13 protein-coding genes are annotated in these 15,727 nt (G+C 67.5%); 11 read left to right on the top strand and 2 right to left on the bottom strand.

All coding sequences use genetic code 11. The annotated features are described in order from the left end of the window. Positions 1 to 120: 120 nt before the first annotated feature. From HWX14_RS11595 to HWX14_RS11580, 4 genes are all read left to right on the top strand, one after another. A complete protein-coding gene (locus tag HWX14_RS11595; protein WP_175882843.1) occupies positions 121 to 1,680 on the top strand; it encodes a DHA2 family efflux MFS transporter permease subunit in 1,560 nt (519 codons plus the stop codon). A 284-nt stretch (positions 1,681 to 1,964) separates the two neighbouring features. Beyond that, on the top strand, positions 1,965 to 2,306 hold the full coding sequence (locus tag HWX14_RS11590) for a sugar ABC transporter ATPase (RefSeq protein WP_175882842.1): 342 nt from the start codon (positions 1,965 to 1,967) through the stop codon (positions 2,304 to 2,306). A gap of 135 nt (positions 2,307 to 2,441) precedes the next feature. After that, on the top strand, positions 2,442 to 4,031 hold the full coding sequence (locus HWX14_RS11585) for an ABC transporter substrate-binding protein (RefSeq protein WP_175882841.1): 1,590 nt from the start codon (positions 2,442 to 2,444) through the stop codon (positions 4,029 to 4,031). Between the two features lie 157 nt (positions 4,032 to 4,188). Then, positions 4,189 to 5,442, top strand: a complete 1,254-nt coding sequence (locus HWX14_RS11580) for a hypothetical protein (RefSeq protein ID WP_175882840.1) — start codon at positions 4,189 to 4,191, stop codon at positions 5,440 to 5,442. A gap of 18 nt (positions 5,443 to 5,460) precedes the next feature. Here HWX14_RS11580 and HWX14_RS11575 read toward each other — a convergent pair whose 3' ends face one another. Then, positions 5,461 to 6,768, bottom strand: coding sequence for an Nramp family divalent metal transporter (locus HWX14_RS11575; RefSeq protein WP_175882839.1), 1,308 nt, complete (start codon positions 6,766 to 6,768; stop codon positions 5,461 to 5,463). Positions 6,769 to 6,875: 107 nt separating this feature from the next. Beyond that, positions 6,876 to 8,132 carry an oxalate decarboxylase family bicupin gene (locus tag HWX14_RS11570; RefSeq protein ID WP_175882838.1) on the bottom strand — a complete coding sequence of 419 codons (1,257 nt, stop codon included), beginning with the start codon at positions 8,130 to 8,132 and terminating at the stop codon, positions 6,876 to 6,878. Between the two features lie 657 nt (positions 8,133 to 8,789). Between HWX14_RS11570 and HWX14_RS11565 the strand changes: the two genes are divergently transcribed. The 7 genes from HWX14_RS11565 to HWX14_RS11535 all read left to right on the top strand — a co-directional run bounded on the left by HWX14_RS11565 (position 8,790) and on the right by HWX14_RS11535 (position 15,672). Further along, positions 8,790 to 9,665, top strand: a complete 876-nt coding sequence (locus HWX14_RS11565) for a MurR/RpiR family transcriptional regulator (RefSeq protein WP_175882837.1) — start codon at positions 8,790 to 8,792, stop codon at positions 9,663 to 9,665. 17 nt (positions 9,666 to 9,682) lie between these two features. Continuing rightward, the gene (gene ddpX, locus HWX14_RS11560; protein WP_175883561.1) at positions 9,683 to 10,246 is read left to right on the top strand and encodes a D-alanyl-D-alanine dipeptidase; all 564 of its coding nucleotides are present in this window, start codon (positions 9,683 to 9,685) and stop codon (positions 10,244 to 10,246) included. Between the two features lie 70 nt (positions 10,247 to 10,316). Continuing rightward, entirely contained in the window at positions 10,317 to 11,918 is a 1,602-nt protein-coding gene (locus HWX14_RS11555; protein WP_175882836.1) for an ABC transporter substrate-binding protein, read from the top strand. 10 nt (positions 11,919 to 11,928) lie between these two features. Then, positions 11,929 to 12,999 carry an ABC transporter permease gene (locus tag HWX14_RS11550; protein ID WP_175882835.1) on the top strand — a complete coding sequence of 357 codons (1,071 nt, stop codon included), beginning with the start codon at positions 11,929 to 11,931 and terminating at the stop codon, positions 12,997 to 12,999. 66 nt (positions 13,000 to 13,065) lie between these two features. Further along, positions 13,066 to 13,980: a nickel transporter permease gene (gene nikC, locus HWX14_RS11545; RefSeq protein WP_175882834.1), complete on the top strand. Its 915-nt coding sequence runs from the start codon at positions 13,066 to 13,068 to the stop codon at positions 13,978 to 13,980. A 1-nt stretch (position 13,981) separates the two neighbouring features. Next, on the top strand, positions 13,982 to 14,899 hold the full coding sequence (locus tag HWX14_RS11540) for an ABC transporter ATP-binding protein (RefSeq protein ID WP_175882833.1): 918 nt from the start codon (positions 13,982 to 13,984) through the stop codon (positions 14,897 to 14,899). Continuing rightward, positions 14,896 to 15,672: an ABC transporter ATP-binding protein gene (locus tag HWX14_RS11535; RefSeq protein ID WP_175882832.1), complete on the top strand. Its 777-nt coding sequence runs from the start codon at positions 14,896 to 14,898 to the stop codon at positions 15,670 to 15,672. The genes HWX14_RS11540 and HWX14_RS11535 overlap by 4 nt, the downstream gene beginning before the upstream one ends. Positions 15,673 to 15,727 lie beyond the last annotated feature (55 nt).

Here is a 15,727-nt window from a genome sequence, read left to right as displayed (position 1 = left end):
GCTCGCACGCCGTGCGTATCCGCCCGCATCGCGGCTCGTCCGCGCAGGCGTCGCACGCGCGGGCGCGGCGGCTGCCGGCGCGTACGCCCCGCGGCCCGCCTTTCATCACGCAGGAACACCATGTCATCTCCGTCACCCCAGGCGCCGCTGTCGGGCGGCAAGCTCGTCATCGGCACGATCGCGGTCTCGCTCGCCATGTTCATGAACGTGCTCGATTCGTCGATCGCGAACGTCGCGATCCCGACGATCTCGGGCGATCTCGGCGTGTCGGTCGACGAAGGCACGTGGGTGATCACGATCTTCGCGGCCGCGAACGCGGTGTCGATTCCGCTGACCGGCTGGCTCACCCAGCGCTTCGGCCAGGTACGCCTGTTCGTCACGTCGATCCCGCTGTTCGTGTTCGCGTCGTGGCTGTGCGGGATCGCGCCGAACCTGCCGACGCTGCTCGCCGCGCGGATCCTGCAAGGAGCGGTCGCGGGGCCGCTCGCGCCGCTGTCGCAGGCGCTGCTGCTCGGCGCGTGGCCGCGGCAGAAGTCGTCGACGGCGCTCGCGCTGTGGTCGATGACCGCGCTCGTCGGCCCGATCGCGGGGCCGTCGCTCGGCGGCTGGATCACATACGACTACAACTGGTCGTGGATCTTCTACATCAACATCCCAGTTGGCTTCTTCGCGGCGGCCGTCACGTGGTTCGTGTTCCGCGAGCGCGAATCGGCCACGCGCCGCCTGCCGATCGATACGGTCGGCCTGCTGCTGCTCGTGCTGTGGGTCGCGTCGCTGCAGATCATGCTCGACAAGGGCAAGGATCTCGACTGGTTCAACTCGCCCGTCGTCGTCGCGCTGGGCATCGTCGCGCTGATCGGCTTCGCATTCTTCCTCGTATGGGAGCTGAACGAGGCCAACCCGATCGTCGACCTGCGCCTCTTCACGCAGCGCAACTTCGCGGGCGGCACGATCGCGATCTCTGTCGCATACGGGATGTTCTTCGGCACGCTCGTGCTGCTGCCGCAATGGATGCAGGGCTATCTCGGCTACCGCGCGGTCGATTCGGGGCTCGCCACCGCACCGCTTGGCGTGTTCGCGATCCTGCTCACGCCGGTCATGGGGCGCCTGCTGCCGCGCACCGATCCGCGCTATCTCGCGACGACGGCGTTCGTCGGCTTCGCCGTCGTGTTCATGATGCGCACGACGTTCTACACCGACGTGTCGCGCTGGGATCTCGTGCTGCCAACGTTGCTGCAGGGCATTCCGATGGCGATGTTCTTCGTGCCGCTGACGTCGATCATCCTGTCCGGGCTGCCGCCGGACAAGATTCCGGCCGCGGCCGGCCTGTCGAATTTCGGCCGCACGTTCTGCGGCGCGGTGGGCACGTCGCTGATCAGCAATGCGTGGAACGACCGCACGATCCTGCATCACGTGCGGCTCACCGAACAGGCGAGCGTCACCAATCCGGTCTTCACGCAGCAGCTCGACACGTCCCGTTCGCTGCTGCACCTGAGCCCCGATTCGGCGCTCGCGTTCTTCAATGCATCGGTCGATTCGCAGGCGGCCGTGATGGGACTGAACGACATCTTCTACGTGTCGGCGATCATCTTCATCGCGATCATCCCGCTGATCTGGATCACGAAACCGGCGCGCTCGGGCGGCGGCGATGCCGATGCGGCGGCGGCCGGCGCGCATTGATCCGCAGGCGCGGCGGCGGCTGGCCCGCGCCGGCAGCACGACGACCGGGCGATCCGGCGGTCACGACGACAACCGAAGCAAGCGCTCGTCCGGCAGCGGGCGCTTGTTGTATCGAATCGTTTCAACGCGCCAACGGCGTCAAATGCTGCCGGTATACTCCGTCGTCAGCCGCCTGTTGCATCGCCGTCCGTCAAAAACGGCCCGATTCCGGGCGGTTTCGTCGCGAAGCTTCGCGTTTCGCCACCCCGCGCCCCAGCCTCGATACGAGACACCCGACGACCACCATGAAACGATTCCTGCTGCTTCTTCCCGCCGCCCTGCTCGCCGCCTGCGGTTCCGCGCCCTCGTCCGATTCGGCCGGCTCGGCCAGTTCGGGCGCCGCGCCGATGATCTACGTGTCGTCGCAACGTCCGGCCTACGCGGTCGCGAACTGCCTCGACAGCCGCCTGTCGGGCACCGAACAATCGCAGCACAACGGCGTGACCGATATCTCCGTCGGCTCGAATTCGTACTTCGTCACGCTGACGCCGTCGGGCAACGGCTCGGTGATCAAGGTCGTGCGCGGCTCGGGCAACGAACCGGCCGAGGAAGCGATGCGCTTCGCGGTCGCGCGCTGCGCGATCTGACGTCCTCCGGCGCCGGGCGCCCGCCCGGCCCGCCTGCCTGCCACTGCGCGCCACACGGCGCGCCTGCCGAATATTTTCATCCGGCTGCCCGTCGATGAGAGAATCGCACCACGATTCCCTTTCGATGGAGCCCGCATGAAGCACCTGCTGTCCCGGCTGTTCGTCAGCGCCGCGCTCGTCGCGCTTGTTCCGGCGCTGCCGGCGCAGGCCGCCACGCCGCCCGGCATCTTCGTCGTCGCCACGCAACTCGGCGAATTCACGACCCTCGACCCGAGCGGGATCTACGAGCTGGTGCCGTCCGAATACGTCGCGAACACCTACGAACGGCTGGTGCGCGTCGACCTGAAGGACCCGACGCGCTTCGACGGACAGATCGCGCAATCGTGGACGGTCGGCGCCGACGGCGTGACCTACACGTTCAAGCTGCGCCCGGGCCTCACGTTCCACTCCGGCAACCCGGTCACCGCCGACGACGTCGCGTGGTCGCTGCAGCGCACCATCCTGCTCGACAAGGGGCCGGCCGGCGTGCTCGCCGATCTCGGCCTCACGAAGGCGAACGTCACGCAGAAGGTGCGTGTGGTCGATCCGCAAACCGTCGTGCTCGAAACCGACCGCAAGTACGCACCGAGCTTCGTGCTCAACGTGCTGAGCGCGTGCCCGGCCTCGGTCTTCGACAAGAAGCTGCTGCTGTCGCACCAGCAGGGCAACGATTTCGGCAGCGGCTGGCTGCGCACCAACGACGCGGGCTCGGGCCCGTACCAGCTCGTCAAGTGGACGCCGAACGAGAGCATCGTGCTGCAGCGTTTCGACAAATACCGCACGCCGTACCCGATGAAGCGCGTGGTGCTGCGCCACGTGCCGGAAGCATCCGCGCAACGGCTGCTGCTGGAGAACGGCGACGCCGACGCCGCGCGCAACCTGAGCCCCGACAGCCTCGCCGCGCTGTCGAAGGCCGGCAAGATCAAGATCGCGTCGTGGCCGGTGTCGGCGCTGCTGTACCTGAGCCTGAACACGAAGAACCCGAACCTCGCGAAGCCCGAGGTGCAGCAGGCGATGAAGTGGCTCGTCGATTACGACGGCATCCAGCGCAACATCGTCAGCACGACCTACAAGGTGCATCAGACCTTCCTGCCCGAAGGCTTCCTCGGCACGTCGAACGCGCGGCCGTACAAGCAGGACGTCGCGAAGGCGAAGGCGCTGCTCGCGAAGGCCGGCTTGCCGAACGGTTTCGACGTGACGATGGACATGCCGAACGACTATCCGTACCTCGAGATCGCGCAGGCGCTGCAGGCGAACTTCGCGCAGGGCGGCATCCGCGTGAAGCTGATCCCGGGCGACGCGAAGCAGGCGATCGGCAAGTACCGCGCGCGCCAGCACGACATCTTCGTCGGCGAATGGTCGCCCGACTACATGGACCCGAACAGCAACGCGCGCGGTTTCGCGTGGAATCCGGATAACTCGGACCAGTCGCCGACGAAGATGCTCGCGTGGCGCAACAGCTGGGACATTCCGCAACTGACGAAGGACACCGAGGCCGCGCTCGTCGAGCCGTCGCCCGCGAAGCGCGCGCAGCGTTACGAAGCGCTGCAGAAGGCCGTGCTCGCGAACTCGCCGTTCATCATCATGTTCGAGAAGGTCGTGCAGGTCGCCACGCGCCCCGGCGCGACCGGGCCGGAAATCGGGCCGATCAACGACCTCGTGTCATACCGGACGCTCGCGAAATAATCGCGGCTGCCTGCCCGCGTGGCCACGCCGCCGCGCGGGTAATCGCCGCGGCCCGCCGTGCCGGCGCCGGGCTTGCGCCGGCCGTGCGGCCCGCGGCGATCTACAATGACCGGCACCGCGCGGCTACCGCGCCGGGCACACGTAACGGGACGAGAACATGCATTCGAGCGAGCACGCAGTGTGCGTGGCGATCAACGACAACAACCGCGCGTGGTACGAAATGCTCGTGCCGTTCCTGCTGTCGCTGCGCCACGCCGGCTACGACGGGCGGATCGCCGTGATCGGCTACGGGCTGTCCGAGCACAAGCGGCAGATTCTCGCGAGCGAGTCGGTCGACGTGATCGACGCATCGGGCGCCTACGCGCTGCCGGTCGGCCGCTTCATCGAGGCCGCCGGGTATTGCGCGCGCCACCCGCAGATCCGCAAGCTCGCGCTGTACGACGCCGACATCTGGTTCTGCGCGCCGCAGTTCGACCTGTTCTCGCAGATCGGCGACGACCGGCTCCACGTGTGCCCCGACCCGCTGTTCTGCACGTTCGTCGTCACGCCGCTGATCGGCGAGCGGCGCGACGAGCACTGGCGCCTCGTCGTCGACGAAGTCAACGCGCGCCACGGCGGTGCGCTGCAGGCGGGGCTCGTCGCAGGAACCGCCGATGCATGGGCGCGTTATGCCGACCACCTGCGCGACTGCATCGCCCACATCGGCACCGATTTCCAGGAATGCTTCGGCATCGACACGACGTTCCTGCACCTGTGGAGCGCGCAAGGCGAAACGGCGCTGCTCGACCCGGTCCAGAACTTCGTCAGCAAGTACGGCATTCACGAATCGTTCGACGCGGGCAGCGGCACGACGACGCTCCGGTATCACGGCGAGCCGATCCGCGCGCTGCACATGACCGGCGACATCCGCTTCCTCGACCGGTGGCGCTACTACGCGAATCACACCGACGCCGCGCTGCGCGACGGCAGGCCGTTCGCGCTGTCGGACGGCACGCCGGCGCCGTCCGCGGCAGTCGCCGCACGCATCGCGGCGACGGAGTACGTGCAATCGGCCGGGCTGACCGTTGCGTCCGCCGCGCTCGAGGCAAGCGCGGGCGCCTACCTGCAGGCGATCGACGAACCGGGCGGCACGATGCTCGTCGGCAGCGGGAATCACGAAATCGTGTTCACCGCGACCCGCGACATCGCCCGGCTGAACGTCTACGTCACGCATCCGTCGGGCTCGCCGTCGCCGCTGCTGTGCGAGGTGCTGGTCGACGGTCACGCGCAGCGCAAGGGCACCGAACTGATGGCGCATTTCTGGTACCAGGTGGTCGCCGGCGCCGTCATCACGCTGCGCGCGACGAGCCTCGGCGGCCAGCAGTGCAACGCGATCTGGCGGCTGCGCGAAGCGCCGGACATGCAGCAGTAGGCGCCGGACCGCATTCGTTCAACTGAACGCCGCCCATACCAGGTACGCATTCAGCCCGACGATCACGACCGTCGCCGCGCCGGCGACGATCCGCAGCGGCATCCGCATCGCGTAAGCGCCCATCACGTCCTCGCGCGCCGACAGCATCAGCAGCGCGATCATCGGCATCGGCAGCACGAAACTCAGCACGACCTGGCTGGCCACCATCGCCCGCGTGACGTCGCAGCCGAGCGCGACCACCACGAACGCGGGCGCGATCGTCGCCGCGCGCCGCACCCAGATCGACACGCGGCGGCGGATGAAGCCCTGCATCACGACCTGCCCCGCCATCGTGCCGACCACCGAGCTCGACACGCCGGAGGTCAGCAGCGCGACGAGAAACAGCGCGCCGGCCGCCGGCCCGAGCACCGGGATCAGCGTGTGATAGGCGTCGCCGATGTCGGTCATGCCCGGCGCGGCCGCATGAAACGCCGACGACGCCATCATCACCATCGCGAGATTCACGAACCCGGCGAGCCCCAGCGCGATCACGACCTCGCGGTTCGAGAAACGCACGAGCCGCCGCCGCTCTCCGTCGTCGCGCGGCGCGGTGCGAGCCTGCGTGAGGCCCGAATGCAGATACAGCGTGTGCGGCATGATCGTCGCGCCGATGATGCCGACCGCGATCGTCAGCGCCGTGTGATCCGGAATCTGCGGGACCACCAGATGGAACGCGGCTGCCTGCCAGTCCTGCGGCGCGATCAGCAGTTCGCCGAGATAGCACGCGCCGATCACGCCGACCAGCGCCGCGATCGCCGCTTCCAGCGGCCGGAAGCCGCGTTTTTCGAGCGCGAGGATCGCGCAGGTCGCGAACGCGGTCGCGATCATCCCCGCGAACAGCGGCAGGTGGCACAACAACCCGAACGCGAGCGCGCCGCCGAGGAATTCGGCGAGGTCGGTCGCCATCGCGGCAATCTCCGACGCAACCCACATGCCCCACACGACCGGCGCGGGGAAGCGGTCGCGACACAGCTCGGCGAGGTTGCGGCCGGTCACGATGCCGAGCTTCGCCGACATCGCCTGGAACAGCATCGCGATCGCGTTCGCGGCCAGCACGACCCACAGCAGCCGGTAACCGTACGCGGCGCCGGCCTGGATGTTGGTCGCGAAGTTGCCGGGGTCCATGTAGCCGATCGACGCGATCACGGCCGGGCCGACGAACGGCAGCAGCGCGGTAACGCCGGTGCGGCGCCCTTCCAGCGCGGCGCGCGCCGCGCCGTCGGTGGGTTCGGCGGGCAGGCCCGGCAGCGCGAGGCCGCCGGCGGGTTTGCTCGGGACGGGAATCATGGAGGGTATTCCGTTCGAATGAGAGGGCCGATTCGGGCGCATGTGCTGCGACCGGCCTGCCGGCCTGTCGCACGCCGCATGCCTGCCATGACAGGACGATGCCGACGTTACAGCGGCACGACGTCCGGACGATTGCGCGGAAACTGCGCGATCACGTCCGGCGCGACGTTCAGGTGCGCTTCGACGAGCTTCGGCGGCGTGTGCGCGAGCCAGTCGGACAGCGACACCTCCGCATAGCGGTCGGTCTTGAATATTTCGAGGAACACGAGATCGGTCTGCCCGGTGTTCTGCACGTAGTGCCCGAGGCTCTTCTTCACATAGCCGACGTCGCCCGCGCGAAAGTCGGCCGTCTGCGCCTTCGGCCCCGTGTCGAACACGGTCATCCGCGCCTCGCCTTGCAGGTAGTACTGCCATTCGTCGGCGTTCGGGTGCCAGTGCAGCTCGCGCATGCCGCCCGGATGCACGGTGACGAGCGCCGCCGCGACGGTCGTCGACACGTTGAAGTTGGTGCTGTCCGCGATCCGCACCTCGCCGCCGCGCGTCTTCCTGACCGGCTTCATGTCGCCGAGCGAAAAGATGAACGGATGCGGCGGCGCACCGGCCGATGCGGCCGACGCGCGCTGCGCGTCCGCGAGCGGGCCCGGTTCGTCGCCCTGGAAGATCCACAGGTTGTCGAGCGGCACGTTCCTGAACGCGTCGGCCGGCACGCCGAAGTTGAGCGCGAGCACGTCGGGCGGCGTATGCGCGATCCAGTCGGTCAGCAACAGCGTGTTGAATTCCGATGCGCGACCGTTATCGAACGCGAGCAGGAATTCTGCGCCGTCGCTGCCGAGGCCCTGCAGCGAATGCGGCAGGCCGGGCGGGAAATACCAGAGATCGCCGGTCTTGACGTCCTGCACCGACGGCCGCCCGAGTTCGTCGAGCACCGTGATCCGGCAGCGGCCGTCGAGCATGATCGCCCACTCGGCCTGCTGGTGCCAGTGCATCTCGCGAATGCCGCCGCGCGTCAGCCGCATGTTGACGCCGGAAATGGTTTCGGAAATCGCGAAATCGTCCTGCGTGACTTCGCGCGCCCACCCGCCATTCTGAATGCGTTTATGCGCATTATTGAAAGACGCCCAGAATAACGGCATCCCGTTGATATCGGTGGCCGGCGGATCCTGAAAAGACGGGAATTGATTCGCGATGGCCGGGTTTTTAGGCCCCGGGTCGGTCAGGCTCTGGCGGTTGCGCGCATTCACCGCGCCTTCCGGCGGGCTGTCCGGATTACCGAACGAAGCCGCCTTCGCCGTTACCGCAATGCCCGCGGCGGCAATGGCGCCGGCCGTACTCGTCAACATCTTGCGTCGAGAAAGATTCGTCATGATTTCCTCTTCATTCCATCAATAGAGAGAATTTCCATTACGGAATACTTGCCGTTTTTCGAATTACCGAAAATCGAACATCCCGTGACGCAAGTTAAATCCATATTCATCTAAAAATTAAATGAATTATTAACCTGAATTAATGACTTAATCCGATCGGCTTTAACTTTGTAATTATTGCGATGCAGCAGGGGCGGATGGTGACGAGATGACGTCGATATGCGCACCGCGCGATGGCGGCCCAATGCCATCGATTCGGGTTTCCTGATCGCGCGAACCGGAACGGGAAAAATGCGGATGCGCCGGCTTTCACCCGCCCGGCCCGGGACCGGAACCGCGTCACGTGCGGCGTCATTGCAATGAACCGTTCGTCACGACGCAGCGCACGATCGTAGCGCGCGACCGACGGCACCTTGTGCATACCGAAACGCGCGATTTCCGCATGGGCGACCGGCAGATCGAATGAATTATCTCTGTCAGGCATAAACGCAAAATATGCCTGACAGAGATAAAGACGCCTTTTTCACCTGCCGCAGGATCGCTCCTTCGGCCCTATCACCTCCCATCACTCCATAGTTTTTATCCGCTGGCGCGATTGATTTTGGTTTTGTTAGATGGATGACATTCGATCAACAAACGACAACGATCTAACAGCCGATGACCTGCGCGTTCGCCCGTACCGTCGAATCCCGCTATGCCGAGCTCACGCCGACGGCCAAGCGCATCGCGAGCTACATGCTCGCGAACCTCGACCGGCTCGGGCTCGAGACGGCCGACCAGATCGCGCAGCAGGCCGGCACCAGCGGCATCTCGGTCGGGCGCTTCCTGCGCAGCGTCGGCTACCGCAATCTCGACGACCTGAAGCGCGAACTGCGCGGCGGCGACGATCGCCCGTGGATGATCACCGACCGGCTCGACGAATACCGCCGCGTCGCCGGCGCGCCGCCCGCCGAACGCAACGGCAGCGACGGCACGCTCGCGTCGTCGCTCGAGCGCGAACTCGACGCGATCCGCCACGTGTACCGCCTCGCCGAAGGCCCCGCGTTCGCGCAGGTGGCCGACCGGATTGCGCATGCCGACGCCGTGTTCATCCTCGGCATCCAGTCGACCCGCGGCATCAGCAACGCATTCAGCAGCTACCTCGAATACCTGCGCCCGCGCGTGTTCTATTCCGACGGCCAGTCGGGCTCGTACGTCGATTCGCTGAACTCCGAATTCGAGCGGCCGTACTGCGTCGTCACCGATACGCGCGCGTATTCGCGCAGCGCGCGCCGCTATTGCCAGGCGGCGGCCGAGCGCGGGCAGCCGTTCGCGCTGGTCACCGATCTGTCCTGCCCGTGGGCGCGCGAATGGCCGGCCGACCTGCTGCAGGTGAAAACCGACGTCGGCCAGTTCTGGGATTCGCTCGCGCCGCTCACCTGCCTGTTCAACCTGCTGATCACGGCCGTGGTCGACCGCCTCGGCCCCGCGGTCGATCAGCGCGTCGCGCGCAACCGCGAACTGCAGCGCACGTTCGACCAATTCGAATCATGAGCGAGCCCGCCCTGCCGATGAACGATCACCGCCTCGTCGAAATCACGCCCGCCACGCATCGCGTCGACATCGATCTCGTCTACGCGACCGACCGCAACCTGACCGGCAAGCCGATCTACCGTAACGCGCACTGTCTGCTGCTGGCGCCGGCCGAAGCCGCGCTGCGCCGCGCGGTCGACGTCGCCGCGCAGGCCGGCTTCACGCTGCGCATCTACGACGCATACCGGCCGCCGCAGGCGCAACAGGTGCTGTGGGATTTCCTGCCCGACCCGAACTTCATCGCCGATCTCGGCCGCGGCTCGAATCACAGCCGCGGCACCGCGCTCGACCTGACGCTCGTCGGCGCGAACGGCGAGCCGCTCGACATGGGCACCGGCTTCGACGAGATGGTGGCCGCGTCCGGCCACTTCCACGCGGGGCTGCCCGAGCCCGTGCAACGCAACCGCCTGCTGCTGCTCGGCGTGATGCATGCGGCCGGCTTCGCGCACATCGACAGCGAATGGTGGCACTACGAACTGCCCGGCTCGCACGCGCTGCCGCAGATCGACAATGCGGCAAGCGGCCCGTGGCGGCTGATGTGACGACGCTGCACGCCTCCTTTTTCATGCACGTTCACGTTCAACGACTCAAACGACAGATGGAGAAGCGCCCATGAAACTCCCGACCTCCCGGCTCGTCGCGGCACTGGCCGCGGCGTCCGTTCTCGCCGTCGCCCCGCTTTCCGCCGCCCATGCGGAAACGCCGAAGGACATGTTCGTGATGGCGACGCTGCTCGACGAATTCACGACGCTCGACCCGGGCGAGATCTACGAGCTGGTGCCGGAAGAATACGTCGCGAACACGTACGACCGGCTCGTGCGCGTCGACCTGCGCGATCCGTCGAAATTCAACGGCGACGTCGCGCAATCGTGGACGGTGAGCGCCGACGGCCTGACCTATACGTTCAAGCTGCGCGCCGGCCTCAAGTTCCACTCGGGCAATCCGCTGACGGCCGACGACGTCGCATGGTCGATCCAGCGCGCGGTGCTGCTCGACAAGGGGCCGGCCGCGGTGCTGACCGGCATCGGCCTCACGAAGGCGAACGTCGCGGCGAACGTGAAGAAGCTCGACGACCAGACGGTGTCGGTCACGACCGACCGCAAGTACGCGCCGACCTTCGTGCTGAACGTGCTCGGCTCGTGGCCCGCGTCGGTGCTCGACAAGAAGCTGCTGCTGTCGCACCAGCAGGGCAACGACTTCGGCAACGCGTGGCTGAAGACCAACGAAGCCGGCTCCGGCGCCTACAAGCTGGTCAAGTGGGCGGCCGGCGACAGCATCGTGCTGCAACGCTTCGACGGCTACCGGCTGCCGCTCGCGATGAAGCGCATCGTGCTGCGCCACGTGCCCGAAGCGGCCAGCCAGCGCCTGCTGCTGGAAAACGGCGACGTCGACGCGGCGCGCGACCTGAGCCCCGACGATCTCGCGTCGGTCGTGAAATCGGGCAAGGCGAAGGTGTCGGCCTCGCCGCAAGCGACGCTGCTGTATCTCGGCCTGAACACGAAGAACCCGACGCTCGCGAAGCCCGACGTGCAGGAAGCGCTGAAGTGGCTCGTCGACTATGCGGGCATCCAGGCCAACGTGGTGAAGACGACCTACAAGGTGCACCAGACCTTCCTGCCCGAAGGCTTCCTCGGCACGCTGAATTCGAACCCGTACAAGCTCGACGTCGCGAAGGCGAAGGCGCTGCTCGCGAAGGCCGGCGTGTCGAACGGCTTCTCGGTGACGATGGACGTGCGCAACGACTATCCGTACACGGAGATCGCGCAGGCCGTGCAGGCGAACTTCGCGCAAGCCGGCATCAAGGTGCAGCTGATTCCGGGCGACAACAAGCAGACGCTCGCGAAATACCGCGCGCGCCAGCACGACATCTACATCGGCGAATGGTCGGCCGACTACATCGACCCGCACAGCAACGCGCAGGGTTTTACGTGGAATCCCGATAACGCCGACAAGTCGAGCTATAAAATGCTGGCCTGGCGCAATAGCTGGGACATCCCGCAACTGACCAAGGAAACCGACACCGCGCTCGCCGAACCGACCGCCGCGAAACGCGCGCAGCTGTATCAGGCGATGCAGAAGGAAGTGCTCGCGCGCTCGCCGTTCGTGATCATGTTCGAGAAAGTCGCGCAGGTCGCGACGCGGCCCGGCGTGAGCGGGCTCGACGTCGGGCCGATCAACGATCTCGTGTCGTACCGCAACCTGAAGAAGCAATAAGATTCGCCGCATGTCGACTCCCGCCTCCTCCCTCGAAGCACTGCGCACGCTGCCCGCGCGGCGCCCGGCCGTGCGCTGGGCGCTACGCGTGCTGCGCTGGGCGCTCACGCTCGCCGTCACGTTCGCGGGGCTGCTCGCGCTGACGTTCGTGATCGGCCGCAAGGTGCCGATCGATCCCGTGCTCGCGATCCTCGGCGATCGCGCGTCGGCCGAAGCGTATGCGGCCGAGCGCATCGCGCTCGGGCTCGACAAGCCGCTCGTCACGCAATTCCTGATCTACGTGCGCGACGTGCTGCACGGCAATCTCGGCGTGTCGCTGCTGACCGCGAACCCGGTGCTCGACGACATCAAGCGCGTGTTTCCGGCCACGCTCGAACTCGCGACGATCGCGACGCTGATCGGCATCGCGATCGGCGTGCCGCTCGGCGTCGCGGCCGCGGTGAAGCACAACCGGCCGATCGACCACATCGCGCGCTTCGTCGGGCTGATCGGCAATTCGGTGCCGGTGTTCTGGCTCGGGCTGATGGGGCTGCTGCTGTTCTATGCGCGGCTGCACTGGGTCGGCGGCCCGGGCCGGCTCGATCCCGTGTACGACGGCATGGTCGACCCGCGCACGGGAAGCCTGCTGCTCGACGCGGCGCTCGCGGGCGAGTGGGACGTGTTCCGCAACGCGGTGTCGCATATCGCGCTGCCGGCGGCGATCCTCGGCTACTACTCGGTCGCGTATCTCAGCCGCATGACGCGCTCGTTCATGCTCGACCAGCTGAGCCAGGAATACATCGTCACCGCGCGTGCGAAGGGCTTGTCCGAGCGGCGCGTGATCTGGCGGCACGCGTTCGGCAACATCGCGGTGCCGCTGCTCACCGTGATCGCGCTCACGTACAGCAACCTGCTCGAAGGCTCGGTGCTGACCGAGATCGTGTTCGCGTGGCCGGGGCTCGGCTCGTACCTGACCGGCGCGCTGCTGAACGCCGACATGAGCGCGGTGCTCGGCGCGACGCTCGTGATCGGCGTGATGTTCATCACCGTCAACCTGCTGACCGACGCGCTGTACCGCGTGTTCGATCCGCGTGCGCGCTGAGGGCCGCTTCGATATGACCGTTTCCATCCTGCTTCTTGCTCCACCCATGCCGAAGGCCACCCGATCATGAATGCCGAGCGTCTCACGCTGCGCGCGTGGCTGCTGTCCGATGCGCCCGCGTCGCGCTCGCAGGCCGCGTTCGGCCTCGCGTACCGACGCTGGCGCCGGTTCGCCACGAATCCGCTGAACCTGTTCGGGCTCGCGATCCTGCTCGCGCTGATCGCGGTCGCGATCGTCGGCCCGCTGATCATGCCGCACGATCCGCTGCGCCAGGTGCTGGCCGACCGGCTGCTGCCGCCCGGCTCGCCGTCGCACTGGTTCGGCACCGACCAGCTCGGCCGCGACATCCTCTCGCGGCTGATCGCCGGGTCGCGACTCACGCTCGGCATCGCGCTGCTCGTCGTCGTGATCGTCGTGCCGATCGGCCTGCTGATCGGCACGACGGCCGGCTATTGCGGCGGCTTCGTCGACAGCGTGCTGATGCGCATCACCGACATCGCGCTCGCGTTCCCGAAGATCGTGCTCGCACTCGCGTTCGCGGCCGCGCTCGGGCCCGGCGTGATCAACGCGGTGGTCGCGATCTCGATCACCGCGTGGCCCGCGTATGCACGGCTCGCGCGCGCCGAAACGATCCGCATCGCGCAGGCCGACTACATCCACGCGGCGCGGCTGCAAGGCGCGTCGGGCCCGCGCATCCTGCTGCGCTACATCATGCCGCTGTGCATGTCGTCGGTGATCGTGCGCGCGACGCTCGACATGGCCGGCATCATCCTGACCGTCGCGGGCCTCGGCTTTCTCGGCCTGGGTGCGCAGCCGCCGAGCCCGGAATGGGGCTTCATGGTCGCGTCGGGCCGCAACGTGCTGCTCGACGCGTGGTGGGTCGCGACGCTGCCCGGCATCGCGATCCTGCTCGTGAGCCTCGCGTTCAACCTGCTCGGCGACGGGCTGCGCGACGTCTTCGATCCGCGTCATGGAGCGTGACATGTCAATCAATTCCACCGCCGCGCCGGCAGCACCGCTCTGCGAGATCGACGGCCTGAAGATCGGCTTTCGCGGCCACGACGGCGTCGTCACCGACGCGGTGCGCGACCTGTCGCTGACGCTCGCGCCGGGCGAGCGGCTCGGCATCGTCGGCGAATCGGGCTCCGGCAAGTCGCTGACCGGCCGCGCGCTACTCGGCCTGCTGCCCGACGCCGCGCGCTGGTCGGCACGCACGATGCGCTTCGCCGGGCACGATCTGCTCGCGATGTCGCCGCGCGAGCGCCGGCGCCTGTGCGGCAGCCAGATGGGGATGATCCTGCAGGACCCGAAATATTCGCTGAACCCGGTGATGACGGTCGCGAAGCAGATGGGCGAAGCGTTCCGGCGGCACGAGCCGGGCTTGCGCGGCCGCGCGCTGCGCGAGCGGATCGTCGACGCGCTCGCGGCCGTGCAGATCCGCGATCCGGCGCGCGTCGCCGATGCGTATCCGCACGAGCTGTCGGGCGGCATGGGCCAGCGCGTGATGATCGCGATGATGGTGTCGACCGGCCCGCGCCTCCTGATCGCCGACGAGCCGACCTCCGCGCTCGACGTCGCGGTGTCGATGCAGGTGCTCGCGGTGCTCGACGCGATGATCGCGCGGCACGACACGGGCCTGATGTTCATCAGCCACGACCTGCCGCTCGTGATGTCGTTCTGCGACCGCGTCGCGGTGATGTATGCCGGCCGCGTGGTCGAAACCTGCGCCGCGCGCGACCTGCGCGACGCGTCTCATCCCTATACGCGCGGGCTGCTCGCGGCGAACCCGCCGCTCGCGAACCCGCCCGACGAACTGCCGGTGCTGCGGCGCGACCCGGCATGGCTCGACGCCGCGCCGCCGGCCGCCGCGCGCGCCGATCGACAGGAGACCGCACGATGATCGACGTCGATCACGCATCGATTCGTTTCCCGACCCGCACGGGTCACGTCGACGCCGTGCGCGACGCGAGCTTCGCGGTGCGCGACGGCGAAGTGTTCGGGCTCGTCGGCGAATCGGGCTCCGGCAAGTCGACGCTGCTGCGTGCGCTGACGGGCCTCGTGCCGCTCGCGTCCGGCAGCCTGTCGATCGACGGCCGCCCGGTGGGCGGCACGCCCGATCGCGCATTCCGCCGCCACGTGCAGATGGTGTTTCAGGATCCGTACGCGTCGCTGCATCCGCGCTTCACCGTCGACCAGACGCTGCGCGAGCCGTTGTCGATCCATGCGATCGGCGACGCCGACGCGCGGATCGCCCGCGCGCTCGCCGAGGTCGGCCTCGGCCCCGCGTTCCGTTTCCGCTATCCGCACCAGTTGTCGGGCGGCCAGCGGCAGCGCGTGGCGATCGCGCGCGCGCTGATCGTCGAGCCGCGCGTGCTGCTGCTCGACGAGCCGACGTCCGCGCTCGACGTGTCGGTGCAGGCCGAGATCCTGAACCTGCTGCGCCGCCTGCATCGCGAACGCAACCTGACGATGATCCTCGTCAGCCACAACCTCGCGGTGATCGGCTTCCTGTGCCAGCGCGTCGCGGTGATGCAGCACGGCGAGATCGTCGAACAGTTGCGGGTCGAGGACGTACGGGCCGGACAGGTCGCACGCGACTACACGCGCACGCTGCTGAATGCGACCGAAGGCTACCGCCGTCTCGACCCGGCAATCGACGCGCCTGCCACGTGACATCCGCCGGACGCGAACGCATGCGATACTTCGCACGCCACGCGCCGGCTTGCCG

It is taken from the genome of Burkholderia sp. BCC0044 (genome assembly GCF_902832955.1).
GTDB lineage: Bacteria > Pseudomonadota > Gammaproteobacteria > Burkholderiales > Burkholderiaceae > Burkholderia.
This window is presented reverse-complemented; position numbering and strand designations above follow the sequence as displayed.

Coding starts and splice junctions, on each gene's coding strand:
- HWX14_RS11595 (WP_175882843.1), top strand. CDS start 121: ATGTCATCTCCGTCACCCCAGGCGCCGCTGTCGGGCGGCAAGCTCGTC.
- HWX14_RS11590 (WP_175882842.1), top strand. CDS start 1,965: ATGAAACGATTCCTGCTGCTTCTTCCCGCCGCCCTGCTCGCCGCCTGC.
- HWX14_RS11585 (WP_175882841.1), top strand. CDS start 2,442: ATGAAGCACCTGCTGTCCCGGCTGTTCGTCAGCGCCGCGCTCGTCGCG.
- HWX14_RS11580 (WP_175882840.1), top strand. CDS start 4,189: ATGCATTCGAGCGAGCACGCAGTGTGCGTGGCGATCAACGACAACAAC.
- HWX14_RS11575 (WP_175882839.1), bottom strand. CDS start 6,768: ATGATTCCCGTCCCGAGCAAACCCGCCGGCGGCCTCGCGCTGCCGGGC.
- HWX14_RS11570 (WP_175882838.1), bottom strand. CDS start 8,132: ATGACGAATCTTTCTCGACGCAAGATGTTGACGAGTACGGCCGGCGCC.
- HWX14_RS11565 (WP_175882837.1), top strand. CDS start 8,790: ATGACCTGCGCGTTCGCCCGTACCGTCGAATCCCGCTATGCCGAGCTC.
- ddpX (WP_175883561.1), top strand. CDS start 9,683: ATGAACGATCACCGCCTCGTCGAAATCACGCCCGCCACGCATCGCGTC.
- HWX14_RS11555 (WP_175882836.1), top strand. CDS start 10,317: ATGAAACTCCCGACCTCCCGGCTCGTCGCGGCACTGGCCGCGGCGTCC.
- HWX14_RS11550 (WP_175882835.1), top strand. CDS start 11,929: ATGTCGACTCCCGCCTCCTCCCTCGAAGCACTGCGCACGCTGCCCGCG.
- nikC (WP_175882834.1), top strand. CDS start 13,066: ATGAATGCCGAGCGTCTCACGCTGCGCGCGTGGCTGCTGTCCGATGCG.
- HWX14_RS11540 (WP_175882833.1), top strand. CDS start 13,982: ATGTCAATCAATTCCACCGCCGCGCCGGCAGCACCGCTCTGCGAGATC.
- HWX14_RS11535 (WP_175882832.1), top strand. CDS start 14,896: ATGATCGACGTCGATCACGCATCGATTCGTTTCCCGACCCGCACGGGT.